The sequence below is a fragment of the Pseudomonas rustica genome, from assembly GCF_049959085.1.
Lineage (GTDB): Bacteria > Pseudomonadota > Gammaproteobacteria > Pseudomonadales > Pseudomonadaceae > Aquipseudomonas > Aquipseudomonas rustica.
Genome location: NZ_CP188200.1, coordinates 136,618 through 159,998 on the forward strand (window position 1 = coordinate 136,618; position 23,381 = coordinate 159,998).

Genomic DNA, 23,381 nt, shown 5'->3' on the forward strand with positions numbered 1-23,381 from the left:
TTGATCGCATGCTCTCTAGCGAGGATGTGATGCGTCGTCGTGCGACGTTGCTGCAACGTCTGCACATCGATGGCCCGTTGTTGATTCTGTTGCTGATCCTCGCCGCCGGCAGCCTGTTCGTGCTGTATTCAGCGAGTGGCAAGAGCTGGGATCTGCTGGCCAAACAAGCCACGTCGTTCGGTATCGGTCTGGTCTCGATGATCGTCATCGCCCAGCTCGAACCGAGGTTCATGGCGCGTTGGGTGCCGCTCGGTTATGTGGTCGGGGTGGTGCTGCTAATGGTCGTGGACATCATGGGCCACAACGCCATGGGCGCGACGCGCTGGATCAACATTCCCGGGGTGATCCGCTTCCAGCCCTCGGAGTTCATGAAGATCCTGATGCCGGCGACCATTGCCTGGTACCTGTCCAAACGCACCTTGCCGCCGCAACTCAAGCACGTCGGTATCAGTTTGATGCTGATCGGTGTGCCGTTTGTGCTGATCGTCCGTCAGCCTGACCTGGGGACTTCGCTGCTGATTCTCGCCGGCGGCGCTTTCGTATTGTTTATGGGTGGCTTGCGCTGGCGCTGGATTCTCAGCGTGCTGGCGGCGGCGATTCCAGTGTCGGTGGCGATGTGGTTTTTCATCATGCACGACTACCAGAAGCAGCGGATCCTGACGTTCCTCGATCCGGAAAGCGATCCGTTGGGCACCGGCTGGAACATCATTCAGTCGAAAGCAGCCATCGGTTCCGGTGGCGTGTTCGGCAAAGGCTGGCTGCTCGGTACTCAGTCTCACTTGGATTTTCTGCCGGAAAGCCACACCGACTTCATCATTGCCGTACTGGGCGAAGAGTTCGGCCTGGTGGGCATCTGCGCGTTGTTGCTGATCTATTTATTGCTGATTGGCCGGGGGCTGGTGATCACCGCTCAGGCGCAAACGCTGTTCGGTAAATTGCTTGCCGGTTCGTTGACCATGACGTTTTTTGTTTACGTTTTCGTCAACATCGGTATGGTCAGTGGCCTGTTGCCGGTTGTAGGGGTGCCGTTGCCGTTCATTAGCTACGGAGGAACTTCGCTGGTGACGCTGCTGTCAGCGTTTGGGGTTTTGATGTCGATCCATACCCATCGCAAGTGGATCGCACAGGTTTGAATAAGGTGAAGAGTTCAATGCAAGTAATGCGTGGCTGGGCGACTCGATGCGCGCCGTGGGTTGGCCTGGTTGGCCTCCTTGGGAGCGTGCAGGAAGCGCTGGCCGGCGAATACGAAGGCTCACCTCAGGTGGCCGAGTTCGTCGGTGAAATGACCCGCGATTATGGTTTCGCCGGTGAACAACTGATGGGTGTGTTCCGCGAGGCGCAGCGCAAACAGTCGATTCTCGACGCCATCTCCCGACCTGCCGAGCGGGTCAAACAGTGGAAAGAATATCGCCCGATGTTCATCACCGACGCGCGCATCGCCCGTGGTGTGGACTTCTGGCGTCAGCACGAGGCTACGCTGGCCCGTGCCGAGCAGGAATACGGCGTGCCGGCACAAGTCATCGTGTCGATCATCGGCGTCGAGACCTTTTTCGGACGTAATACCGGTAATTTCCGGGTGATCGATGCCTTGTCGACGCTCGGTTTCGACTATCCTCCCCGTGCCGAATTTTTCCGCAAGGAACTGCGTGAATTCCTGCTGCTGGCGCGTGAGGAACAGGTCGATCCATTGACCCTCAAAGGTTCCTACGCCGGGGCGATGGGTCTGCCGCAGTTCATGCCGAGCAGCTTCCGCGCCTACGCGGTGGATTTTGACGGTGACGGCCACATCAATATCTGGAACAACCCGGACGATGCGATCGGCAGCGTTGCCAGCTATTTCAAGCGTCACGGCTGGGTCGCGGGTGAGCCCGTGGTCAGCCGCGCCGATGTCCGTGGCGAGCAGGTCGATGAAGGCCTGACCACCGGCATCGAGCCGACAAAAACGGTCGGAGAGTTGCGGGCGCTGGGCTGGTCAAGTCATGATGCGCTGCGCGATGATATGCCGGTTACTGCATTTCGCCTCGAAGGCGAGAGCGGCCCTGAATACTGGATGGGCCTGAAGAATTTCTACGCGATCACGCGTTATAACCGCAGCGTGATGTACGCCATGGCCGTACATCAACTGTCTGAACAGCTGGTACAAGCACGGGGCGTCAAGTAATGCAGGCATTGCCTAACAATAAACCCCTGAAGCTGGTGGCCTTCGCTGCGTTGGCAGTACTGGTCGCCAGTTGCACGACCAGCCGTTCGCCGACGCCGAAAACAACCTCATCCACTGCTGTGCGTGCGCAGCCGGGTCTGGACATCAACCGTGCGCACAAAGACGGCGCACCGTGGTGGGACGTCGATGTCTCGCGTATTCCCGATGCCACACCGACCCTGCACACCGGCCCGTACAAGGCCAACCCGTACACGGTACTGGGCAAAACCTACTTCCCGTTGCAGGAATCCAAGACCTACGTCGCGTCCGGCACGGCGTCCTGGTACGGCACCAAGTTTCACGGTCAGAACACCGCCAACGGCGAGGTCTACGACCTGTACGGCATGAGTGCCGCCCACAAGACATTGCCGCTGCCAAGTTACGTTCGGGTGACCAACCTGGACAATAACCGCACGGTGATTCTGCGCGTCAATGACCGTGGGCCGTTCTATTCCGATCGCATCATCGACTTGTCCTACGCCGCCGCGAAAAAACTCGGTTACGCCGAAACCGGCACTGCGCGCGTCAAGGTCGAAGGCATCGATCCGCAGCAATACTGGGCCGCCAAGGGCCGTCCGGCACCGCTGATGCTCAACGAGCCGCAGGTCGCGCAGAACAGCGCGCCGGTGATCACGGCCTCGGCCGGCACCGTCGAGCAATGGACGCCGCCACCGCAGCAACATGCCTCCGACACCGTCCCCGTGCCGATGAGTGCAAAAAAAAACGCTTCTGCAACAGCAACTGGCCAGTATCTGCAGGTGGGCGCGTTCGCCAACCCGGACGCTGCAGAACTCCTGAGGTCGAAGCTCAGCGGGATGGTGAGCGCTCCGGTGTTTATCAGCTCGATCGTGCGCAATCAGCAGACCCTGCATCGGGTTCGCCTGGGGCCGATCGGCTCGCCGGGTGAAATTGCCCAGGTGCAGAACAGCGTGCGCCTGGCCAACCTTGGTTCGCCAAGTGTGGTCACTGAATAAGTAGCAACGTAGAACTTGATTGACGGTTCACCAGCGATTGGGGGGTGAACCAGGTTGTTGGCTCGTCGAAGAACAAAAGCCCGGCAAGGGTGACTGGAGTGAGCAACTGAACCCGCGATGGCCCGTTAGAAAGCCATCTGATTAAATTTTGTCCGCAAGGGCAGTTTCCATTAGCGATTTCGAGAGACGGATGAACATCACCACCTTTGCCAAACGCCTGTGTCTGCTAGTCCCGCTGCTCCTCTCGCCAGCCGCCTTCGCGGCCGAGATGATGCCGTCGCCACCACAACTGGCCGCCAAAGCCTACGTTCTGATGGACGCCAGCAGCGGCAACGTGCTGGTAGAGAACAATGGTGACCAGCGTCTGCCACCGGCCAGCCTGACCAAACTGATGACCGCGTACATCGCGACCCTGGAAATCCGTCGCGGCCAGATCGGTGAAAACGATCCGGTGACCGTCAGCGAAAACGCCTGGCGCACCGGCGGTTCGCGGATGTTCATCAAGGTTGGCTCGCAGGTGACTGTCAGCGACCTGCTGCACGGCATCATCATCCAGTCCGGCAACGACGCTAGCGTCGCGTTGTCCGAGCACATCGCCGGCAGCGAAGACGCATTCGCCGACCTGATGAACAAGACGGTCACCGATCTGGGCATGACCAATACCCACTTCATGAACCCGACCGGTCTGCCAAACCCTGAGCACTATTCGTCGGCTCACGACATGGCGATTCTGGCCCGCGCGATCATCCACGAAGACCCGGCTCACTACGCGATCTACTCGCAGAAAGAGTTCTTCTGGAACGGCATCAAGCAGCCTAACCGCAACCTGCTGCTGTGGCGCGACAAGACCGTTGACGGTCTGAAAACCGGTCACACCGACGAAGCCGGCTACTGCATGGTGTCCTCGGCTGTACGTGACGGCCAGCGTCTGATCGCCGTGGTGTTCGGCACCAACAGTGAAGTGGCCCGCGCCGCTGAAACCCAGAAACTGCTGACTTACGGTTTCCGCTTCTTCGAAACCCAGACCTTCTATCAGAAGGGCACCGAACTGGCTCAAGCCCCGGTGTGGAAAGGCACCACCAATCAAGTCAAGGCCGGCCTGGCTGAAGACCTGACCATGACCCTGCCAAAAGGCCAGCTGAAGAAGCTCGCTGCGAGCATGACCATGAACCCGCAACTGATCGCGCCAATCGCCAAGGGCGACGTGATCGGTAAAGTCGAAGTCAAACTGGAAGACAAGGTCGTGCACAGCGCTGACCTGATCGCTCTGGATGGCGTCGAGGAGGGTGGTATCTTCCGCCGCATGTGGGATAGCATCCGTCTATTCTTCTTCGGCTTGTTCAACTGATTTGTGTTGACCTGCATGGCCCCGCCCCGATCCGGTGCGGGGCCATGCGCGTTAACACGGCTTGCGCTCTAGAGGCCGTTACGCCATGACCGATACCGAAGTAAAGGCGCCAAAGATCGAATTCCCTGTAACGGATTATCCCGTTAAGGTGATCAGCGATACCGGTGTGGGCAACAAAGACAAGATCATCGACATCGTCAAAAAACACGCGACCATCAATGATGAGCGCATCGACGAGCGTCAAAGCACCAACGGCAAATACACCACCATCCAGTTGCACATCGTGGCGACCGATCAGGATCAGCTGTACAACATCAACAGCGAACTGCGGGCAACCGGTTTCGTGCACATGGTGCTGTGATGTCCGGCACGCTGGGCTTTCGTGAGCTCGGCCAGATGGCGTACGAGCCGGTCTGGCATGCCATGCAACGCTTTACCAATGAACGCGGCAGTGATGCCGCCGACGAAATCTGGCTCGTCGAACACCCGCCGGTGTTCACTCAGGGCCAGGCTGGCAAGGCCGAACACTTGTTGCTGCCGGGTGATATCCCGGTGGTGCAGGTCGATCGCGGCGGGCAAGTGACTTATCATGGCCCCGGCCAATTGGTCGCTTATCTGTTGCTGGATGTACGCAAGCTGGGTTTCGGCGTGCGTGATCTGGTCAGCCGCATGGAGCTTTGCCTGATCGAACTGCTGGCCAGCTACGGGGTAACCGCAGCGGCCAAGCCAGATGCTCCCGGCGTCTACGTCGACGGAGCGAAAATCGCTTCTCTGGGTTTGCGGATTCGCCACGGTTGTTCCTTTCATGGCCTGGCCCTGAACGTGGATATGAACCTGGAACCGTTTCGACGGATTAATCCCTGCGGCTATGCCGGGCTGGCGATGACCCAGCTGAGCGACCACGCAGGATCGATTGAATTTGCCGAGGTAAGTGCCCGGCTGCGCGCGCAGCTCGTCAAACACCTCGACTATGCTGAGCAGACGACCCTGACGGGCGGAATCGACTGATATGACTACTGATGCAGTGCAAACCATGATCCCGACGCTCGACGTGACCGAGCGCCCGGCCCCGCGTCCCAAGGTAGAAGCGGGCGTCAAGCTGCGCGGCGCCGAAAAGGTTGCACGCATCCCGGTAAAGATCATTCCGACCACCGAACTGCCGAAGAAACCTGACTGGATTCGTGTGCGCATCCCGGTTTCGCCGGAAGTCGACCGGATCAAGAGCCTGCTGCGCAAACACAAGCTGCACAGCGTTTGCGAAGAAGCGTCCTGCCCGAACCTCGGCGAGTGTTTCTCCGGCGGCACCGCGACCTTCATGATCATGGGCGACATCTGCACCCGTCGCTGCCCGTTCTGCGACGTCGGCCACGGTCGTCCGAAGCCACTGGACATCAACGAGCCGGAAAGCCTGGCCATCGCCATCGCCGACCTCAAGCTCAAGTACGTGGTGATCACCTCGGTTGACCGCGACGACCTGCGTGACGGCGGTGCCCAGCACTTTGCCGACTGCATCCGCGAAATCCGCAAGCTGTCGCCGAACGTGCAACTCGAGACTCTGGTCCCGGATTATCGTGGCCGCATGGACGTCGCGCTGGAAATCACCGCCGCCGAGCCGCCAGATGTGTTCAACCACAACCTGGAAACCGTGCCGCGCCTGTACAAGGCTGCGCGTCCGGGTTCGGATTACCAGTGGTCGCTGACCCTGCTGCAACGCTTCAAGCAGATGATGCCGCACATCCCGACCAAATCCGGCCTGATGCTGGGTCTGGGCGAGACCGACGAAGAAGTCATCGAAGTCATGAAGCGCATGCGCGAACACGACATCGACATGCTGACCCTCGGCCAGTACCTGCAACCGTCGCGCAGCCACCTGCCGGTGCAGCGTTTCGTGCACCCGGACACCTTCGCCTGGTTCGCCGAAGAAGGTTACAAGATGGGCTTCAAAAACGTTGCCTCGGGCCCGCTGGTACGTTCGTCGTATCACGCCGACGAGCAAGCGAAGCTGGTCAAGGCTGAGTTGATGGGTTCCTGATTCAGCACTGAATAAAATGCCCGCCGTGGCTTTAAGTCCGGCGGGCTTTTTTTTGCCTGCTTTCCTGACTACTGTGTGCGCATGACTTCACACTGGGAGCCCCATGGATGACCGTTCGACCGACCCACAGCCTATTTCCGCATAAACCCGTGCCGGCGCTGCCGTCAGAGGGCGTGATCGGCGTTATCGCGCCTGCCGGGCCGGGTGCGCTGGACACCGACAAGGCTGTGCAGTGGATGCGCGCTCGCGGTTATGCGCTGAAGGTGTTTCCCGGCGTCTATGAAAAGGATGGCTATCTGGCTGGCAGCGATGAGGTGCGGCTTAACGATCTGCACGCAGCGTTCGCAGATGCCGAGGTCGATGCAATCATTTGCCTGCGCGGCGGCTACGGTACGCCGCGCCTGCTGGATCGGATCGACTACGACCTGCTCAGCCGTAACGCCAAACCCTTTGTCGGTTACAGCGACATCACCGCGCTGCACCTCGCGATCAGTCGTTACGCCGGGTTTGTGACCTTTCACGGGCCGCTGCTCAACGCTGACCTGCTTGGTGACAAAGAACCACCGACCGTGACGTCATTCTTCGCCATGCTGCGCGGTCAGTTGAAAGCGGGGAGTGTGCTCAGCCACCCGGTGGCTTACCCCTTGACCACCGTTGAGCCCGGCGTTGCCCATGGGCGTTTGCTCGGTGGCAATCTGGCGATGATCGCTTCGACATTGGGCACGCCTTACGAAATTGATGTCGAAGGGGTGATTCTGCTGATCGAAGACATCAACGAGCCGCTGTATCGCATCGATCGATTGCTGACGCAGATGCGCCTGGCCGGGAAGCTGGCCAGGTTGCGCGGGGTGTTGGTCGGGGATGTCGCGGGGGTGGATATTGATGCGTTGAACCGTTTGCTCAAGCAGACGTTCGAGCCGTTACGGATTCCGGTGTTGTCGGGGTGGCGCAGCGGGCATTGTGATCCGAACCTGACGCTGCCGATGGGCGCGCTGGTGCGGCTGGATGCCGGGAAGAAGGAATTGATGCTGGAGCAGGATGTGGTGACCCGATAAAGCAAAAGATCGCAGCCTACGGCAGCTCCTACAGGGCACGCATTCCAATGTAGGAGCTGCCGAAGGCTGCGATCTTTTGATCTTGCTTTACTGGGTACGCAAGCTCTCAAGCAGCTTATGCGTCGGATACCCATCCGCCGGCCAGCCAAACGATTGCTGCGCACTGCGGATCGCCTTACGCGTGTTAGCGCCGATAATCCCGTCCGCCGTGCCCGCATCAAAGTTGCGCGCGCTCAACAGGTTCTGCAGTTCAATGCGCTCGCTGCGGCTGAGCGGCATGTCATCTTTCGGCCAGGTGCCGTTAATCAGACCACCGCCACTGAAGCGCTCAGACAACAAACCGACCGCCAACGCATACGACGAAGAGTTGTTGTATTTGAGGATCGCGCGGAAGTTATCCAGCACCAGGAACGCCGGGCCACGATAACCGGCCGGCAGCAGCAGTGCGGCGGACAATTGCTCGGAGCCCGCCGGAGCCTGACCGCCATTCGGCAGAATCACACCCAGTTGGCGCCATTCAGCGACGGTTTTACGCATCGCACCGTCAGCCAGTGTGTAGTTGAAACCGTTCGGCAGTTGCACCTCGAAACCCCACGGCTGACCCCGCTGCCAGCCGGAGCTTTGCAGGTAGTGCGCGGTCGAGGCCAGCGCATCGGCCGGGCTGCCCCAGATGTCGCGGCGACCATCACCGTCAAAATCCACGGCGTGCGTGTTGTAGGTGGTCGGAATGAACTGGGTCTGACCCATCGCGCCAGCCCAGGAGCCAAGCATCTTCTCCGGCGTGATGTCGCCCTGTTGCAGGATCTGCAGCGCGGCAATCAATTGCGCATGGGCAAAGCCAGGACGGCGACCTTCGTAGGCGAGGGTGGCCAGCGAATTGATCACTGACTTTGTGCCCTGGAACTGGCCGAAGTTACTCTCCATGCCCCACACCGACACCAGTGCCTGACGGTCGACGCCGTAACGCTGTTCGATGCTTTGCAGAATGTCGGCGTACTGATTGATCAGCGCCTGACCTTTACGTACGCGCAACGGCGACAGCGCGCCATCGAGGTATTCCCACACCGGGCGGGAGAACTCAGGCTGGCTGCGGTCAGCGCGGATGATGCTTGCGTCGAAGCTGACGTTGGCAAATGCGCGATCAAACAGCTCAGGGCTGATGCCGGCGGCCAAGGCATCCTTACGGAAGCCTGCTTGCCATTCGGCAAAGGTCTGGGTCGGCTGAAGATCGAGAGGGTCGGCGGACGGCACTACCGGCGGGATGATCGCTGGGGCCGTGGCGACAGGGGCAGCTTGAAGAGGTTGCGCATCGGCGGCGGTGGGTTTTTCCGCGCAGGCGACAAGCAGGATGAAGCTGGAGGCAGCGATCAATTGGCGAACAGGCCAACGATGGGAAAGACTTAGGGGCATGCACAGTTCCAGGGGAAACGAGTCAAGTGCAGACCTTAACATGAGCGGGGGGTACTGCGCTTTAAGCAGCCAGAAAGTAAGAAGCCTCCCAGCTGTCAGACTGGAAGGCTTCGCGGCGGTAGCTGCCTTTACCCTTGGTTGGTCGTTCCTGGCGACTGCGGAACAGGGGCTGGGCGACGATGGATTTGGCCTTGTTGGGGCCATGCTTTGCTGGCTTTTTGCTCATGAGGGTTCTCTCATTGGGGTGGGTTTTGCGGAGGAAATAATCTGCCGATGTTGGGCGTCTGTCTATAGGGCAAATGTGGGCGCGCATTGTAGGAAACAAGAGCAAAAGATCGCAGCGTGCCGCAGTTCCTACAAGGATCGGTGTAGGAGCTGCCGAAGGCTGCGATCTTTTGCTCTTATTCAGCAGGCAGTGTCAGACGCTGGCCAGCCATCAACAATGCCAATCGGCTCAGGCTCATCCACGGCGAACCCGCCGCCTGGCCCTTGATCTGCGCATCAATGCGCTGAGCTTCCAGCAGCAACTGCGCCCAGCGTTGCGCCGTGTAGCGTTGCAGGGCTTTGCTCATCAGCGGTTTGCGCTTATCCCAGACCGGCGGTTTCGCCTGGCTGAAGCACTTGTCCAGCGGCGTGCCCTGGCTGTACTGCAGCGAGATATTGGCCAGCAGGCGCAATTCCCGCGCCAGTGCCCAGAGAATCACCGGCGGCTCGACACCTTCACCGCGCAAGCCTTCGAGCATGCGCAGCGCATGTGCCGGTTCGCCGTTGAGCACAGCGTCGGTCAGGCCGAACACGTCAAACCGCGCACTGTCGGCCACAGCGGCCTGCACGGTTTCAACGGTGATCTGTCCGCCTTCCGCCATCAGCTTGAGCTTTTCGATTTCCTGCGCGGCGGCGAGCAAGTTGCCCTCGACACGCGCGGCAATCAATTCGACCGCGTCCTGACTGGCCGACAACCCGGCCTGCGACAGACGCTGACGAATCCAGCTCGGCAACTGACTGGCATCCACCGGCCAGATCTGAATGAACTGGGTCTGCTGGCCTTCGACCAGCGCCTTGCCCCACTTGGTTTTCTGCGCGCTGCCATCGAGCTTGGGCAAGCTGATCAGCAGCACCGTGTCTTCAGCGGGGCGCGAGCAATATTCGATGAAAGCGGCAGCGCCTTTGTCACCGGGTTTGCCCGACGGCAGACGCAGTTCCAGCAGGCGTTTTTCCGCGAACAACGACATGCTGGCACCGGCCTGCAGCAACGTACCCCAATCGAAATTGGCGTCGGCGGCAAAGACCTGGCGTTCGTCGAAACCTTGCTCGCGGGCAGCACGGCGGATGGCGTCGGCAGCTTCCTGACACAGCAGCGGGTCATCGCCGCTGATGATGTAGACCGGCGCGAGGGCGCCTTGCAGGTGTTTACCGAGTTGGGCGGGGGCGAGCTTCATAAGAAAGGTCGAACGGGGCGCCTGAGCGCCCCGAACATCTTACTGCTGCGGTACTTCGAGCGGCGACTGACGCGGGGTTTCCGCTTCAGCTTTCTGCGCCGCTTCCAGGGCCTGGGCTTCTGCCTTGGCGCGGGCATCGGCGGTCGCCTGCAGTTGATCCAGTTGCGCCGGAGTCAGCTGTTGCAGGCGCAGCATCATGCGCTGTACCAGTTCGCGACGGGTTTCGCGACGGGCGTCGTTGGCTTCCTGATCGGAACCGACGAGGTTGTTGCCGTCGTGAATGAACACCTTCTGCACTTCAAGCTTGTCGCTCAGCAGGTTCAGGTTGTTGGCGCCGAGAATGTCGTAGCTGAGCACGGTGCTCACCTGATATTCGCCGGTGGTGCCGTTACCCGAGTAGCTGAGGATGCGCTGGTTTTCCTGCTCGTTGGACAGGAACAGCTTGTACGGCGCGCCGGAAACAACCTTCACGCCGCTGGATTCCAGCACTTGGCGCAGTTGGGTCACGGTCTCGCCGTAAGCGTTACGGGCGCTCAGATCGAGTTCCTTGATCGCCAGTTCGTTGGTGCCGGTGCCGCGCAGCTGGAAACCGCAGGCGCTCAACAGAACGGCGAGGCCCATCACCAGCAGATTGCGTTTGATCATTGTGTTGCTCCCCTTGAAACCAGGTGGGCCGACCGTGCGGCCCGAAAGGTTTTACTTGGCGTCAGGCGAACCTGACGCCCGATCCAATTAGCTGGCGACGATGTTGACCAGTTTCCCCGGCACAACGATCACTTTACGAATAGTCAGACCGTCGACGAAACGCAGAACGTTTTCGTTGCCACGGGCTGCCGCTTCAACTTCTTCACGGGTGGCGCTGGCCGGCATTTCGATCTGGCCGCGCAGCTTGCCGTTGACCTGGATCACCAGGGTCAGGCTGTCCTGCACCAGCGCGCTTTCGTCCACGGCTGGCCAACCGGCGTCGATCACTGCATCGGCGTGACCCAGTTGATTCCACAGTTCGTGGCTGATGTGCGGGGTGATTGGCGCCAGCAACAGCGTTACGGCTTCCAGACCTTCGTGAACCAGAGCGCGATCCTGTTCGGTGCCTTGGGCGGCTTTTTCCAGCACGTTCATCAGCGTCATCACCTGAGCGATGGCGGTGTTGAATTTGTGGTTCTGGCCGACGTCGTGGCTGGCTTGTTTGATGGCCACATGGATCGAACGGCGAACGGCTTTCTGCTCGTCATTCAGGCTGGCGATGTCGAGCTTGCCCGGCAGGCCCTGACCAACGTGGGCTTGCGCCAGACGCCAGACGCGCTTGAGGAAACGGTGCGAACCTTCGACGCCGGAGTCCGACCATTCGGCGCTCATGTCAGGCGGCGAGGCGAACATCATGAACAGACGGCAAGTGTCAGCGCCGAACTGATCGATCATCGACTGTGGGTCGACGCCGTTGTTTTTCGACTTGGCCATTTTCTCGGTGCCACCGATTTCCACCGGCAGACCGTCGGATTTCAACTTGGCGCTGATGACCTTGGCTTTGCTGTCACGCTCGAGTTCTACGTCCGCCGGGTTGAACCAGGTGTAAGCACCGTTGGCTTCGCGACGATAGTAGGTTTCGGCGATCACCATGCCTTGGGTCAGCAGGTTCTTGAACGGCTCATTGGAACTCACCAGACCTTCGTCGCGCATCAGCTTGTGGAAGAAGCGCGCGTAGAGCAGGTGAAGAATCGCGTGTTCGATACCGCCGATGTACTGATCGACCGGCAGCCAGTGATCAGCTGCGGATTTCTCCACCAGACCGCCTTCAAAGTGCGGCGAGGCGTAACGGGCGTAGTACCACGACGACTCGACGAAGGTGTCCATGGTGTCGGTTTCACGCTTGGCAGGCTGGCCGCATTTCGGGCAGCTGCACTCGTAAAACTCTGGCATGCGCGCCAGCGGCGAACCAGCGCCGTCCGGCACCACGTCTTCCGGCAGAACGACAGGCAGTTGATCTTCCGGCACCGGCACGTCACCGCACGCATCGCAGTGGATGATCGGGATCGGGCAGCCCCAGTAGCGCTGACGGCTGATGCCCCAGTCGCGCAGGCGGAACTGAGTACGCGAGGCGCCCAGTTCTTTCTTGATCAGGGCGACTTCCATGGCGTCGAACGCGCCAGCGAAGTCGAGACCGTCGAACTCGCCGGAGTTGATCAGTGTGCCGTGCTCGCCGTAGGCGTCTTGCCACGGTGCCGGGTTGCTGTCGCCAGAGCTGGTACGCACGACCGATTTAACCGGCAGGTTGTACTTGTGAGCGAATTCGAAATCGCGCTCGTCGTGCGCTGGTACCGCCATCACAGCACCGTCGCCGTAGTGCATCAGCACATAGTTGGCGACCCACACCGGCAGTTTTTCGCCAGTCAGCGGGTGCTCGACGAACAGGCCGGTCGGCAGGCCTTTCTTCTCTTGCGTGGCGACGTCGGCTTCAGCGACGCTGCCGCCCTTGCATTCAGCGATGAACGCTTGCAGCTCAGGGTTGTTTTTCGCGGCCAGGGTGGCCAGTGGGTGCTCGGCAGCCACGGCGACATAGGTTGCGCCCATCAGGGTGTCCGGACGGGTAGTGAAGACTTTGAGGGTGCCGGCTTCGCCGATCGAATCGACGTTGTACGGGAACTGCACTTCCATGCCGCGGGATTTGCCGATCCAGTTGCGCTGCATGGTCTTGACCTGTTCAGGCCAGCCAGTCAGTTCGTCGAGGCTCTCCAGCAGCTCATCCGCGTAGGCGGTGATCTTGAAGTAGTACATCGGGATTTCGCGCTTTTCGATCAGCGCGCCGGAACGCCAGCCGCGACCGTCGATCACCTGCTCGTTAGCGAGAACGGTCTGGTCGATCGGATCCCAGTTCACTGTGCCGTTTTTACGGTAGATCACACCTTTTTCGAACAGGCGAGTGAACAGCCATTGTTCCCAACGGTAGTAATCCGGCTTGCAGGTGGTGACTTCGCGCGACCAGTCGACCGCCAGACCCAGGCTGCGCAGCTGGGTTTTCATGTAGGCGATGTTTTCGTAGGTCCACTTGGCCGGGGCTACGTTGTTCTTCATTGCGGCGTTTTCTGCCGGCATGCCGAAAGCGTCCCAACCCATCGGTTGCAGAACGTTCTTGCCGAGCATGCGCTGGTAGCGGGAGATCACGTCGCCGATGGTGTAGTTGCGCACGTGCCCCATGTGTAGCTTGCCGCTGGGGTAAGGGAACATCGACAGGCAGTAGAAAGTCTCCTTGCCTGGCTGTTCACTGACTTCAAAGGACTTTTGCTCATCCCAGAACGACTGGGCGGCGGCTTCAATTTCACGGGGCTGATATTGTTCGTGCATGGCTACTTTTGTACTGGATAGGGGTGGCCTAATCCTCTTCAACGCAGGTTCCGGGGTTGGCCCGGACGAGCTGGAAGTGGAATTACAGGAAGCGCCGTAGCATACATGACCGCGCTTGGCCTAGGGAAACCCTGATTACAGCTACATGTCCCGCAATACTTGCGTCGGGGCCGTTGGTCGCGGCGTACAGCCGGTTTGTGCAGCGAAGCTAAGCTCTAATTGGGGAGTGAGTCTTATCTTCAATGAGGTGAGGGATGGTGGAGCAACGGCAAAAAAACGTGAATAAACCCGAGTTGTACGAGAGGTTGATCGACCGTCTGGGTATGGCCCTGGACGCAGTAAAAACCGCTGACCGGCTGCGCGACGAGCGCCCCCTGGAACTGGAATTGCGTGGCTTGAGCCCCGCTGAGTTCAAACTGGTCAAGGCCTATCTGGATCGCAGTGAGCGTGAAACGCACGGCTGCCTGTCACAAGCAGTGAAGCAGCTCGATGCAGCACATTCGGCCAAGGTCATCTGGCTCAAGGACAAGGCGCCCGGCAGAGACACCGTCAAAGTACGGGCTATGCAGGCCAAGTAAGCGCATGGCAGGTCAAGAAACGGATCTTTTTCAACGGGATCCCACCTACTGGTTGTAACGCGTTATTAACACTCTTAGGCTTCGGGCATCTTTGGAGATGCCCGATGCCCTTTCGCTATTTCATCAAACAACTTCTATTGCCGCCCGGCATTCTTTTGCTGCTGTTGCTGGCTGCGTGGTGGCTGCGCCGCTCGCGACCGCGATTGGCTGGATTGTGTTTTGCCATTGGTTTTGGCGGGTTCTGGCTGATGAGCCTGCCGGTGGTAGTGCAATGGGGCGCCAAAGCGCTGGAGCGTGAGCCGCCGCTGGCGCGTGAGGAATGGGCGACGCTGGCGCAACGGGCTGACGCGATTGTGGTGTTGGGCTCCGGACGTGAGCGTGGCGATCTGGCCTGGGGTGAAGACCAGCCGACCGGCGTCGGGCTTGAACGTCAGCGTTATGCGGCGCGCCTGGCCAAGGCCTCGGGCTTGCCGATTTTGACTTCAGGCGGCCTGCATTACGGCACTCCTCCGGCCGAGGCGAAGTTGATGGCCGATTCACTGCGTGATGACTTCGGCGTCACCGTGCGTTGGCAGGAAGGGGAAAGCCGTACGACGTGGGAGAACGCCAAATTCAGCGCCGACATTCTATTGCCGCAAGGGATCAAACGCGTGGTTGTAGTGACGCAGGCGTGGCACATGCCGCGCTCGGTATGGAGTTTTGAACAGGCAGGATTTGAAGTGGTGCCGGCGCCGGTGGGCTTTTTGGGCACTGATAACGCGAGGCCGTTTGGTGGCTGGTTGCCGGAATTCAAATCGATCTGGCAGAGCGGGCAGTTGCTGAATGAAGCGGTGGGGCAGGTGGGGTATTCGCTGTTTTACCGTTGAAGATCAAAAGATCGCAGCCTGCGGCAGCTCCTACATGGGATTTGTGTTTTTCCCTGTAGGAGCTGCCGAAGGCTGCGATCTTTTGCTTTAAAGGGTTTTTGAGATCCGGCTAGCCATCAGTGCCCAGCCAAACAGCAGCAAACACAAAATCATCAGCGGCCACGAGCGGTATTGCAGATACGGCGTCAGGTTGTGCATCGGCACCACTTCGCCGTACAGCACACCCTGTTCAAACTGCGGAATCTGCTCGGTGATCTGCCCGAACGGGTTGATCAAACCGGTCACGCCATTGTTGGTCGCGCGGATCATCCAGCGACCCGCTTCCAGTGCGCGCATCTGCGCCATCTGCAAATGTTGCAGCGGGCCGATCGAGGTGCCGAACCAAGTGTCGTTGCTGATCGTCAGCAGCAAATCACTGCGCGCCGACAGGCCGGCAGCGAAGTCCGGGTACACCACTTCGTAGCAGATAAACGGCGCAATCTGATACCCCTTGGCTTGCAGCAGCGCCTGATCGGCCGGGCCACGGGCGAAGTCAGACATCGGCAAATCAAAGAACGCGATCAAGCCACGCAGGACGTCCTGCAACGGCACGTACTCGCCGAACGGCACCAGTTTCTGCTTCAGGTAAGTGCCATCGCCTTCGCCGACCACGGTGATGCCGTTGAAGAAGCGTTTTTCGTGACGAACCATCTCGCGGATCGGCACGCCGGTAATCAATGCGGATTTACGCTCGGCGGCGAAGTTGCCCATCATGCTCAGGTAGCCTTCGGCAGATTCCTTGAGCACCGGCACAGCGGTTTCCGGCCAGATCAGCAGATCCACCGGTTTCGAGCGGAAACTCAGATCACGGTACAACGCCAACTGTGCGTTGAGTTCAGCCGGATCCCATTTCATGCTTTGCGCGACGTTGCCCTGAATCGCAGCAACGCTCAAAGGCGCGCCCGACGGACTCGTCCAGGCATGACCCTTAAGCGCGAAACCCGCCACCCAAGGCCCGACCAACAGCACCAGACCGGCGACAACAAAAGCTTTGCGGCGGCTTTGCAGCAAACGCGGTGCGTTGTAGATCAGCGCAGCAGTCAGCGCCAGCACAAACCCTACAAGCCACATGCCACCGACCGGCGCGAGCCCCGCTAGCGGGCCGTCGAGCTGGCTGTAACCCGAGTACAACCACGGGAAACCGGTGAGGAACCAGCCACGAAACATTTCCTGACCAACCCACAGCGCAGCAAACGCGAGGGCATCGGCCAGCGGCGCTTCGTTGCGACGCAACCAGCGCGCCCAAATCCAGGCGGGCAGGGCGAAGAACCAGGCAATCGCGGCGGTAAACAGCAGCATCAGGAACCCGGCCAGCAGCACCGAAGCGCCGCCGAAATGGTGGATGCTGTAATAGATCCAGCTGGTGCCGGCGCCGAACAGGCCGAAACCGAAGCACCAGCCACGGCCCAGCGCCTGACGCGGGCTTAGCTCGCGCAGACCGGCGTAGAACAAGCCGACTGCGAGCAAGGCCAGCGGCCAGATGTTGAAAGGCGCCAGAGCGAAGGTGGTGATTGCACCGGCCGCCACGGCCAGCAGGTTACCGGGCCAGCCGGGGCGGGTTGTCCAGCGCATTTCAATCCTTAGAGGTATTACCGGGCGATTGGCGTGAGTCGCAGCAAATGAATCCGACGGCTGTCGGCGTTCAGGATGCGGAAACGATAGGCGCCGATTTCAGTGATTTCGTTGCGTTTTGGCAAGTGCCCGAACGCGCTCATCACCAGACCGCCGACGGTGTCGAACTCGTCGTCGGAGAATTCGCTGTCGAAGAACTCGTTGAAGTTCTCGATCGGCGTCAGGGCCTTGATCAGGAAATCACCACTTGGCAGCGGCTTGATGTAGCTGTCTTCTTCGACGTCGTGCTCGTCTTCGATGTCGCCGACGATCTGTTCCAGCACGTCTTCGATGGTCACCAGACCGGCCACGCCGCCGTATTCGTCGATGACGATGGCCATGTGGTTGTGGTTGGCGCGGAATTCACGCAGCAACACATTCAGACGCTTGGACTCCGGCACGAACGTGGCCGGGCGCAGCAGATCCTTGATGTTGAAGCTGTCGCCGTTTTCCTTGAGGATCAGCGGCAGCAGATCCTTGGCCAGCAGCACGCCCATCACGTCGTCATGGCTTTCGCCGATGACCGGATAGCGCGAGTGGGCCGAGTCGACCACGGCCGGGAGGAATTCACGGGGTGTCTGGGTCGCCTTGATGCTGATCATCTGCGAGCGCGGCACCATGATGTCGCGTACTTGCAGGTCAGCCACCTGAATGGCGCCTTCGACGATGGCCAGCGCTTCGCTGTCCAGCAGTTTGTTCTGATGTGCATCACGCAGCAGCTCGAGGAGCTCCTGACGGTTCTTCGGCTCGTGGGCAAAAGCCTGGGTGAGTTTACCCAGCCATGACTTCTGCCCGTTGCTCGATCGATCTTCGCTCATAGCGATTACTCTGAATCCTTTGTTGTAACGATAGGGAATGTTTCGGTTTCGTCGTCCGCGTACGGATCGGGATAGCCCAATTCGGCAAGCAACTCGCGTTCCAGTGCTTCCATTTCTTCGGCTTCGTCGTCATCTATATGGTCGTAACCAAGCAGATGCAAGCAGCCGTGAATGACCAGATGCGCCCAGTGGGCCTTTAGTTCCTTGCCTTGCTCGGCGGCTTCGCGCTCGACCACGGCCACGCAGATCACCAGATCGCCGAGCAACGGGATGTCGAGAAACTCGTCGGGCACGTCAGCAGGGAACGACAGGACGTTGGTCGCGTAATCCTTTTGGCGCCAGGTGTGGTTGAGCTCGCGGCCTTCTTCCTCGTCGACCAGACGAATGGTCATTTCCGAGTCAGCGGTGCGCTGGCGCAGGGCCAGTTCGCACCACAGACGGAAGTCGGCTTCACTCGGCGCGTTCGCTTCAGTCGCGATTTGCAGGTCTAGTTCAAGCATTTCGCGAGGTGTCCTTGGGTGCTTCGTCACGGTTTTCGAAGCGCTCGTAGGCTTCGACAATCCGCTGTACCAAAGGATGGCGCACGACGTCTTTCGGCTGGAAGTGGGTGAAACTGATGCCCGGCACGTCTTTGAGCACTTCGATCACATGGTGCAGACCCGATTTGGTGCCTTTCGGCAGGTCGACCTGGGTGATGTCACCGGTGATGACCGCTGTAGAACCAAAGCCAATCCGCGTGAGGAACATTTTCATCTGTTCAACGGTGGTGTTCTGGCTCTCGTCGAGAATGATGAAGCTGTTGTTCAGCGTACGACCGCGCATGTAGGCCAGCGGCGCAACTTCGATCACCTGGCGTTCGATCAGCTTGGCGACGTATTCGAAGCCGAGCATCTCGTAGAGCGCGTCGTAGAGCGGGCGCAAATACGGGTCGATCTTCTGCGACAGGTCGCCGGGCAGGAAGCCGAGTTTTTCACCCGCTTCAACCGCCGGACGCACCAGCAGGATGCGGCGGATCTGCTCACGTTCCAGTGCATCGACAGCGCAAGCCACGGCCAGATAGGTCTTGCCGGTACCGGCTGGGCCAATGCCGAAGTTGATGTCGTTACCGAGGATTTCCTTCACGTAGCGCAGCTGATTCAAGCCGCGCGGGCGAATCATGCCTTTCTTGGTGCGCAGGGCAACGGAAGCTTCGGCGGGGGCGTGGTTGTCTAGCTCGACCACGGCCGATTCCTGCAGGAACAGGTGCACCGTATCTGGCGACAGCTCTGAACCTTTGGTTTCCCGGTACAGGCGACGAATCAGATTTTCCGCAGACGTGGTGTGTTTGGGGTCGCCGATCAGCTCGAACTGGTTTCCGCGGTTGCGGATCTCGATCGTCAGGCGCTGTTCGATCAAGCGCAAATGCTCGTCGAATTGCCCGCACAGATTGGCGAAGCGGCGAGCCTCAAAGGGCTCGAGGATAAAACGATGTGGTTCTATGGGTGCGTTCAAGGTCGTATTTAGCCGCCCTGGGGCAATTAAGATGAAATCAAGGATAACGCCAGAGGCTTGGGTGCGAAAGCTCTTAAATATTCCAACACCAAACACCGGCCTGTAGGAGCAAAGCTTGCTCGCGATGAACGGTCGCGCGGTCTGTCAGACAGATCGCGGCGCGGCCATCGCGGGCAAGCCTTGCTCCTACGGTTTTGTGTTGATTATTGGATCAACGAGCCGCGCAGCGAGTGCGGTTGGGCCGCGTCGATGTGCACATCAGCAAACTGGCCGATCAGGGTTGGATTGTCGCAGCGGAAGTTGACGATACGATTATTCTCGGTGCGCCCTTGCAGCTCGCCCGGGTCTTTCTTCGAATAATCGGTCACCAGAATCCGTTGCGTCGAGCCGACCATTTGTCGGCTGATCTCGAAACCTTGCTGATTCAGGCGATGTTGCAGCGCGTTCAAGCGCTCCTTTTTCAACTCTTCCGGCGTATCGTCAGCCAGATCGGCGGCCGGGGTGCCCGGGCGTTGGCTGTAAACGAACGAGTAGGAAAAGTCGAAACCGACGTCGGCAATCAGCTTCATGGTCTGTTCGAAATCTTTCTCGGTCTCGCCGGGGAAACCAACGATGAAGTCCGAGCTGATGCAGATCCCCGGCACCGCCGCACGCAATTTGCGCAGCTTGGATTTGTACTCCAGCGCGGTGTGGTTGCGCTTCATCGCCGCGAGAATCCGGTCGGAGCCCGATTGCACCGGCAAGTGCAGATGCTTCACCAATTCCGGCACGTCGGCGTGGGCCTGAATCAGGCTGTCGGAGAATTCCAGCGGGTGCGAAGTGGTGTAGCGAATGCGGTCGATGCCATCAATCGCGGCGACGACGCGAATCAGTTCAGCAAGATCAGCCAGACGACCGTCATGGGTCGTACCGCGATAACCGTTAACGTTCTGCCCCAGCAGCGTCACTTCACGCACGCCGTTTTCAGCGAGGTGAATCACTTCGGCGATCACGTCATCGAACGGCCGGCTGACTTCTTCGCCACGGGTGTACGGCACCACGCAGAACGTGCAGTACTTGCTGCAGCCTTCCATCACCGACACATAAGCACTCGGGCCATCGATGCGCGGCTCGGGCAAGTGGTCGAATTTCTCGATTTCCGGAAACGACACGTCGACCTGCGGCAGCTTGGTGATGCGCGCGGCGTCGATCATCTCCGGCAGGCGGTGCAGGGTCTGTGGGCCGAAGACCACATCAACGTACGGCGCGCGATCGCGGATCGCCGCGCCTTCCTGGCTGGCCACGCAACCGCCGACGGCGATCACCATGTCCGGGTTGGCCAGTTTCAGTTCGCGCCAGCGGCCGAGCTGCGAGTACACGCGATCTTGCGCGCGCTCGCGGATCGAGCAGGTGTTGAGCAGAATCACGTCGGCGTCTTCCGCACGCGCGGTGACTTCCAGGGCCTGATGTTCACCCAGCAGATCGACCATGCGCGAGCTGTCGTACTCGTTCATCTGGCAACCGTGGGTTTCGATGTAAAGCTTCTTGGCCATGGATTAGTGTCGTCACGTGATTCAAAGAACCCGGCATTATAGGGAACAAGCCCTCAGGTTCCTACCGCTGTGCGTCCGGAGGCTATGCTATAGTTTGCGCCCTCATTTTTATCCCCGATGTTATCCCCCCGCCATGACCAAACGCGAAGCTCCAATCTATAAGGTGATTTTCCTCAACCAGGGCCAGGTGTTCGAAATGTACGCCAAGCAGATCTATCAAAGTGATCTGTGGGGTTTTCTGGAAGTGGAAGAGTTCGTCTTTGGCGAGCGCACGCAAGTGGTCGTCGACCCGAGCGAAGAAAAGCTCAAGGCGCAGTTCGAAGGCGTGGTACGCAGCTTTGTGCCGATGCATTCGATTGTGCGCATCGACGAAGTGGAACGTCTGGGCACCCCGAAAATCAGCGAAGCCCGCGGCGCGGTCGGCAACGTGATGCCGTTCCCGATGCCGATGCCTGAGAAGTAAGCCGTAAGATCGAGTCGCCTCATTCGCGAGCAGGCTCGCTCCCACAGTAGATCTCCAGTGTTCAGAAGATCCCTGTGGGAGCGAGCCTGCTCGCGAAGAGGCCAGAAAAATCTATAGAGAAATCAGGGAAGAGGTGAGAAAGGCGTACGCCCATCGGCGCTTTGCAATTCCATCAGGTATTTACGGAAAATTTGCCCAAGCACCTGCGTGGCCGTCTCAAGGTCTTCGCGGGACATTTTTTCGGACACTTCGTCAGCCGTATCCAGCGCATCTTCCGCGCCGTTGACCGCGGCCATCTTCAAAACGATATACGCCTGAATGTTGTTGGCCTGCACGCCTTCACCGTGGAAGAACATCGTGCCGAGTTTGAACTGCGCCTGAGCGTGGCCTTGCAACGAGGCTTTTTCGAAGTAGCTCAGGGCTTGATTGAGGTCGCGCGGCGCATTTTTGCCGTCGTAGTAGAACTCACCCAACTCGTATTGCGCTTGCGCATCCCCTTCGTCCGCCGCTTTCTGGCAGGCGGCCAGTGCCTGCGTGACGTCTTGCGGCTGAGTATTGAGGGTGCAACGACCCATCGCCGGGATCAACAACGAGTTGCCGCCTGCTTGTGCATGCGCGAGCAGGGGCTGAAGGAGCAACAGGCAGCCCAAGGCAAGGGTGCGGCCGGTGCGGTTCATGGGAATCGACTTACCTCTGAAGGGCACGCGGACCCATCGAGGGATCCAATAAGCGCGCATTATGAAATAAGCAGGGCCAACCTTACAAAGTCTTTACTCGTTTTTCTGCTGCGCGGGGAATATATCGCCCACTTTAGGGGAGATTTTTAGCAGGAGCATCGGAAAAACAGCGCGGATGTAGGTGAATGCTGACGCTGGCGATAGCCAACGTCAGCGGTACGGCGATTATTTCAGTGCGGCGAAGGCGCGTTCGGCAGCGTCCAGCGTCAGTTGCAACTCGGCTTCGCCGTGAGCGATCGAGGTGAAACCGGCTTCGAAGGCACTCGGTGCGAGGTACACGCCACCTTCCAGCATCAGGTGGAAGAAGCGACCGAACAGGGCAGCGTCGCTGGCCATCACGTCTTCAAAAGTGACGATGTCGTCGGCGCCGCTGAAGTACAGACCGAACATGCCGCCGGCCTGGGTGGTCACGAACGGAATACCCGCAGCATCGGCACGCTGTTGCAGACCGTCGAGCAGACGCGTGGTGTAGTCGTTCAACTCGGCGTGGAAACCCGGACGGCTGATCAAACGCAGGGTGGTCAAACCGGCGGCCATGGCCAGCGGGTTACCCGACAGCGTGCCGGCCTGATACACCGGGCCCAGCGGCGCGATGCGTTCCATGATTTCGCGCTTACCGCCGAAGCAACCGACCGGCATGCCGCCACCGATGATCTTGCCGAAAGTAGTCAGGTCAGGGTTTACGCCGTAGTAAGCCTGAGCACCGCCGAGGGCAACGCGGAAACCGGTCATCACTTCGTCGAAAATCAGCACCACGCCATGTTTGTCGCACAGCGAACGCAAGCCTTCGAGGAAGCCCGGCGCTGGCGGCACGCAGTTCATGTTGCCGGCTACCGGCTCAACGATGATGCATGCCACTTCGTCGCCCACTTCCGCCAACATCTTTTCAACCGCGTCGATGTCGTTGAACGGCAGGGTCAGGGTGTGTTTGGCGAACGCCGCCGGCACGCCGGCCGAGCTCGGTACGCCTTGGGTCAGTGCACCAGAACCAGCCTTGACCAGCAGGCTGTCGGAGTGACCGTGGTAGCAGCCTTCGAACTTGATGATGCTGTCGCGGCCGGTGTAACCACGGGCCAGACGGATTGCGCTCATGGTCGCTTCGGTGCCGGAGCTGACCATGCGCACCATGTCCATCGATGGCACCAGCGAGCAGACCAGGTCGGCCATCTCGGTTTCCATCGCGGTCGGCGCGCCGTACGACAAGCCGTGTTGCAGCTGATTGCGCACCGCGTCGAGCACGTCCGGGTGGCTATGGCCGAGGATCATCGGGCCCCACGAACCGACGTAATCGACATAACGCTTGTCGTCTTCGTCAGTGACGTAAGCGCCTTCAGCGTGTTTGAAGAACAGCGGGGTGCCGCCAACGCTCTTGAACGCACGAACGGGCGAATTCACGCCACCGGGAATGTGTTTCTGGGCGTTGGCAAACAGGGTTTCGGAACGAGACAT

Annotated in this window: 23 protein-coding genes; 11 read left to right on the forward strand and 12 right to left on the reverse strand. The window is 59.6% G+C overall.

Going from position 1 to position 23,381, the window contains the following annotated elements; translation table 11 throughout:
* The first annotated feature begins 29 nt into the window (after positions 1-29).
* From rodA to ACP3TY_RS00740, 8 genes are all read left to right on the forward strand, one after another.
* Complete coding sequence (gene rodA, locus ACP3TY_RS00705) at positions 30-1,133, forward strand: rod shape-determining protein RodA (RefSeq protein ID WP_053124173.1); 1,104 nt, start codon at positions 30-32, stop codon at positions 1,131-1,133.
* Positions 1,134-1,150: 17 nt separating this feature from the next.
* Positions 1,151-2,161 carry a lytic murein transglycosylase B gene (gene mltB / locus ACP3TY_RS00710; RefSeq protein ID WP_401244341.1) on the forward strand — a complete coding sequence of 337 codons (1,011 nt, stop codon included), beginning with the start codon at positions 1,151-1,153 and terminating at the stop codon, positions 2,159-2,161.
* On the forward strand, positions 2,161-3,174 hold the full coding sequence (locus ACP3TY_RS00715; RefSeq protein ID WP_159814959.1) for a septal ring lytic transglycosylase RlpA family protein: 1,014 nt from the start codon (positions 2,161-2,163) through the stop codon (positions 3,172-3,174). The genes mltB and ACP3TY_RS00715 overlap by 1 nt, the downstream gene beginning before the upstream one ends.
* 190 nt (positions 3,175-3,364) lie before the next feature.
* Positions 3,365-4,522: a D-alanyl-D-alanine carboxypeptidase family protein gene (locus tag ACP3TY_RS00720; protein WP_053124166.1), complete on the forward strand. Its 1,158-nt coding sequence runs from the start codon at positions 3,365-3,367 to the stop codon at positions 4,520-4,522.
* A gap of 85 nt (positions 4,523-4,607) precedes the next feature.
* Entirely contained in the window at positions 4,608-4,883 is a 276-nt protein-coding gene (locus tag ACP3TY_RS00725; protein ID WP_039761816.1) for a DUF493 domain-containing protein, read from the forward strand.
* Positions 4,883-5,530: a lipoyl(octanoyl) transferase LipB gene (lipB, locus tag ACP3TY_RS00730; RefSeq protein ID WP_038361904.1), complete on the forward strand. Its 648-nt coding sequence runs from the start codon at positions 4,883-4,885 to the stop codon at positions 5,528-5,530. Before ACP3TY_RS00725 ends, lipB begins: the two co-directional genes overlap by 1 nt.
* 25 nt (positions 5,531-5,555) lie before the next feature.
* Positions 5,556-6,554, forward strand: a complete 999-nt coding sequence (lipA, locus tag ACP3TY_RS00735) for a lipoyl synthase (protein ID WP_426620418.1) — start codon at positions 5,556-5,558, stop codon at positions 6,552-6,554.
* Between the two features lie 107 nt (positions 6,555-6,661).
* Positions 6,662-7,609, forward strand: coding sequence for a S66 peptidase family protein (locus ACP3TY_RS00740; protein ID WP_426619063.1), 948 nt, complete (start codon positions 6,662-6,664; stop codon positions 7,607-7,609).
* An 87-nt stretch (positions 7,610-7,696) separates the two neighbouring features.
* Here the strand turns inward: ACP3TY_RS00740 and ACP3TY_RS00745 are convergent, their stop codons facing one another.
* From ACP3TY_RS00745 to leuS, 5 genes are all read right to left on the reverse strand, one after another.
* Positions 7,697-9,019, reverse strand: a complete 1,323-nt coding sequence (locus tag ACP3TY_RS00745; RefSeq protein ID WP_426619064.1) for a lytic murein transglycosylase — start codon at positions 9,017-9,019, stop codon at positions 7,697-7,699.
* 61 nt (positions 9,020-9,080) lie between these two features.
* Entirely contained in the window at positions 9,081-9,245 is a 165-nt protein-coding gene (gene arfA / locus ACP3TY_RS00750) for an alternative ribosome rescue factor ArfA (RefSeq protein WP_053124158.1), read from the reverse strand.
* A gap of 175 nt (positions 9,246-9,420) precedes the next feature.
* On the reverse strand, positions 9,421-10,458 hold the full coding sequence (gene holA, locus ACP3TY_RS00755) for a DNA polymerase III subunit delta (RefSeq protein WP_053124156.1): 1,038 nt from the start codon (positions 10,456-10,458) through the stop codon (positions 9,421-9,423).
* Positions 10,459-10,497: 39 nt separating this feature from the next.
* Positions 10,498-11,103: an LPS assembly lipoprotein LptE gene (gene lptE, locus ACP3TY_RS00760; RefSeq protein ID WP_053124154.1), complete on the reverse strand. Its 606-nt coding sequence runs from the start codon at positions 11,101-11,103 to the stop codon at positions 10,498-10,500.
* Between the two features lie 87 nt (positions 11,104-11,190).
* Positions 11,191-13,797 carry a leucine--tRNA ligase gene (gene leuS, locus ACP3TY_RS00765; RefSeq protein ID WP_159814955.1) on the reverse strand — a complete coding sequence of 869 codons (2,607 nt, stop codon included), beginning with the start codon at positions 13,795-13,797 and terminating at the stop codon, positions 11,191-11,193.
* Between the two features lie 254 nt (positions 13,798-14,051).
* Between leuS and ACP3TY_RS00770 the strand changes: the two genes are divergently transcribed.
* Entirely contained in the window at positions 14,052-14,375 is a 324-nt protein-coding gene (locus ACP3TY_RS00770) for a hypothetical protein (RefSeq protein ID WP_053124151.1), read from the forward strand.
* A gap of 104 nt (positions 14,376-14,479) precedes the next feature.
* Positions 14,480-15,241, forward strand: a complete 762-nt coding sequence (locus ACP3TY_RS00775) for a YdcF family protein (RefSeq protein ID WP_426619065.1) — start codon at positions 14,480-14,482, stop codon at positions 15,239-15,241.
* 87 nt (positions 15,242-15,328) lie between these two features.
* On the opposite strand, the gene lnt is transcribed toward ACP3TY_RS00775, so the two are convergent.
* From lnt to miaB, 5 genes are all read right to left on the reverse strand, one after another.
* Positions 15,329-16,852, reverse strand: a complete 1,524-nt coding sequence (gene lnt, locus ACP3TY_RS00780) for an apolipoprotein N-acyltransferase (protein ID WP_212545748.1) — start codon at positions 16,850-16,852, stop codon at positions 15,329-15,331.
* A 17-nt stretch (positions 16,853-16,869) separates the two neighbouring features.
* Positions 16,870-17,709, reverse strand: coding sequence for an HlyC/CorC family transporter (locus tag ACP3TY_RS00785; protein WP_007909641.1), 840 nt, complete (start codon positions 17,707-17,709; stop codon positions 16,870-16,872).
* 5 nt (positions 17,710-17,714) lie between these two features.
* Complete coding sequence (gene ybeY / locus ACP3TY_RS00790; RefSeq protein WP_426619066.1) at positions 17,715-18,209, reverse strand: rRNA maturation RNase YbeY; 495 nt, start codon at positions 18,207-18,209, stop codon at positions 17,715-17,717.
* Positions 18,202-19,200, reverse strand: a complete 999-nt coding sequence (locus tag ACP3TY_RS00795; RefSeq protein ID WP_038361873.1) for a PhoH family protein — start codon at positions 19,198-19,200, stop codon at positions 18,202-18,204. The genes ybeY and ACP3TY_RS00795 overlap by 8 nt, the downstream gene beginning before the upstream one ends.
* A gap of 203 nt (positions 19,201-19,403) precedes the next feature.
* Complete coding sequence (gene miaB, locus ACP3TY_RS00800; protein ID WP_137216658.1) at positions 19,404-20,732, reverse strand: tRNA (N6-isopentenyl adenosine(37)-C2)-methylthiotransferase MiaB; 1,329 nt, start codon at positions 20,730-20,732, stop codon at positions 19,404-19,406.
* Between the two features lie 133 nt (positions 20,733-20,865).
* Here miaB and ACP3TY_RS00805 point away from each other — a divergent pair, with 133 nt between their 5' ends.
* Entirely contained in the window at positions 20,866-21,195 is a 330-nt protein-coding gene (locus ACP3TY_RS00805) for a DUF1820 family protein (protein ID WP_003185742.1), read from the forward strand.
* 122 nt (positions 21,196-21,317) lie between these two features.
* Here the strand turns inward: ACP3TY_RS00805 and ACP3TY_RS00810 are convergent, their stop codons facing one another.
* A complete protein-coding gene (locus ACP3TY_RS00810) occupies positions 21,318-21,872 on the reverse strand; it encodes a tetratricopeptide repeat protein (protein WP_003228518.1) in 555 nt (184 codons plus the stop codon).
* Positions 21,873-22,097: 225 nt separating this feature from the next.
* Complete coding sequence (gene hemL / locus ACP3TY_RS00815; RefSeq protein WP_426619067.1) at positions 22,098-23,381, reverse strand: glutamate-1-semialdehyde 2,1-aminomutase; 1,284 nt, start codon at positions 23,379-23,381, stop codon at positions 22,098-22,100.

Excerpts from the sequence above, each read along its gene's own strand:
- hemL (WP_426619067.1), bottom strand. The coding sequence starts at position 23,381 with ATGTCTCGTTCCGAAACCCTGTTTGCCAACGCCCAGAAACACATTCCC.
- ACP3TY_RS00715 (WP_159814959.1), top strand. The coding sequence starts at position 2,161 with ATGCAGGCATTGCCTAACAATAAACCCCTGAAGCTGGTGGCCTTCGCT.
- holA (WP_053124156.1), bottom strand. The coding sequence starts at position 10,458 with ATGAAGCTCGCCCCCGCCCAACTCGGTAAACACCTGCAAGGCGCCCTC.
- lipA (WP_426620418.1), top strand. The coding sequence starts at position 5,556 with ATGATCCCGACGCTCGACGTGACCGAGCGCCCGGCCCCGCGTCCCAAG.
- arfA (WP_053124158.1), bottom strand. The coding sequence starts at position 9,245 with ATGAGCAAAAAGCCAGCAAAGCATGGCCCCAACAAGGCCAAATCCATC.
- lptE (WP_053124154.1), bottom strand. The coding sequence starts at position 11,103 with ATGATCAAACGCAATCTGCTGGTGATGGGCCTCGCCGTTCTGTTGAGC.
- lnt (WP_212545748.1), bottom strand. The coding sequence starts at position 16,852 with ATGCGCTGGACAACCCGCCCCGGCTGGCCCGGTAACCTGCTGGCCGTG.
- miaB (WP_137216658.1), bottom strand. The coding sequence starts at position 20,732 with ATGGCCAAGAAGCTTTACATCGAAACCCACGGTTGCCAGATGAACGAG.
- ACP3TY_RS00745 (WP_426619064.1), bottom strand. The coding sequence starts at position 9,019 with ATGCCCCTAAGTCTTTCCCATCGTTGGCCTGTTCGCCAATTGATCGCT.
- ybeY (WP_426619066.1), bottom strand. The coding sequence starts at position 18,209 with ATGCTTGAACTAGACCTGCAAATCGCGACTGAAGCGAACGCGCCGAGT.
- ACP3TY_RS00810 (WP_003228518.1), bottom strand. The coding sequence starts at position 21,872 with ATGAACCGCACCGGCCGCACCCTTGCCTTGGGCTGCCTGTTGCTCCTT.
- ACP3TY_RS00805 (WP_003185742.1), top strand. The coding sequence starts at position 20,866 with ATGACCAAACGCGAAGCTCCAATCTATAAGGTGATTTTCCTCAACCAG.
- ACP3TY_RS00740 (WP_426619063.1), top strand. The coding sequence starts at position 6,662 with ATGACCGTTCGACCGACCCACAGCCTATTTCCGCATAAACCCGTGCCG.
- mltB (WP_401244341.1), top strand. The coding sequence starts at position 1,151 with ATGCAAGTAATGCGTGGCTGGGCGACTCGATGCGCGCCGTGGGTTGGC.
- ACP3TY_RS00725 (WP_039761816.1), top strand. The coding sequence starts at position 4,608 with ATGACCGATACCGAAGTAAAGGCGCCAAAGATCGAATTCCCTGTAACG.
- ACP3TY_RS00775 (WP_426619065.1), top strand. The coding sequence starts at position 14,480 with ATGCCCTTTCGCTATTTCATCAAACAACTTCTATTGCCGCCCGGCATT.
- rodA (WP_053124173.1), top strand. The coding sequence starts at position 30 with ATGCGTCGTCGTGCGACGTTGCTGCAACGTCTGCACATCGATGGCCCG.
- leuS (WP_159814955.1), bottom strand. The coding sequence starts at position 13,797 with ATGCACGAACAATATCAGCCCCGTGAAATTGAAGCCGCCGCCCAGTCG.
- ACP3TY_RS00720 (WP_053124166.1), top strand. The coding sequence starts at position 3,365 with ATGAACATCACCACCTTTGCCAAACGCCTGTGTCTGCTAGTCCCGCTG.
- ACP3TY_RS00770 (WP_053124151.1), top strand. The coding sequence starts at position 14,052 with ATGGTGGAGCAACGGCAAAAAAACGTGAATAAACCCGAGTTGTACGAG.
- ACP3TY_RS00785 (WP_007909641.1), bottom strand. The coding sequence starts at position 17,709 with ATGAGCGAAGATCGATCGAGCAACGGGCAGAAGTCATGGCTGGGTAAA.
- lipB (WP_038361904.1), top strand. The coding sequence starts at position 4,883 with ATGTCCGGCACGCTGGGCTTTCGTGAGCTCGGCCAGATGGCGTACGAG.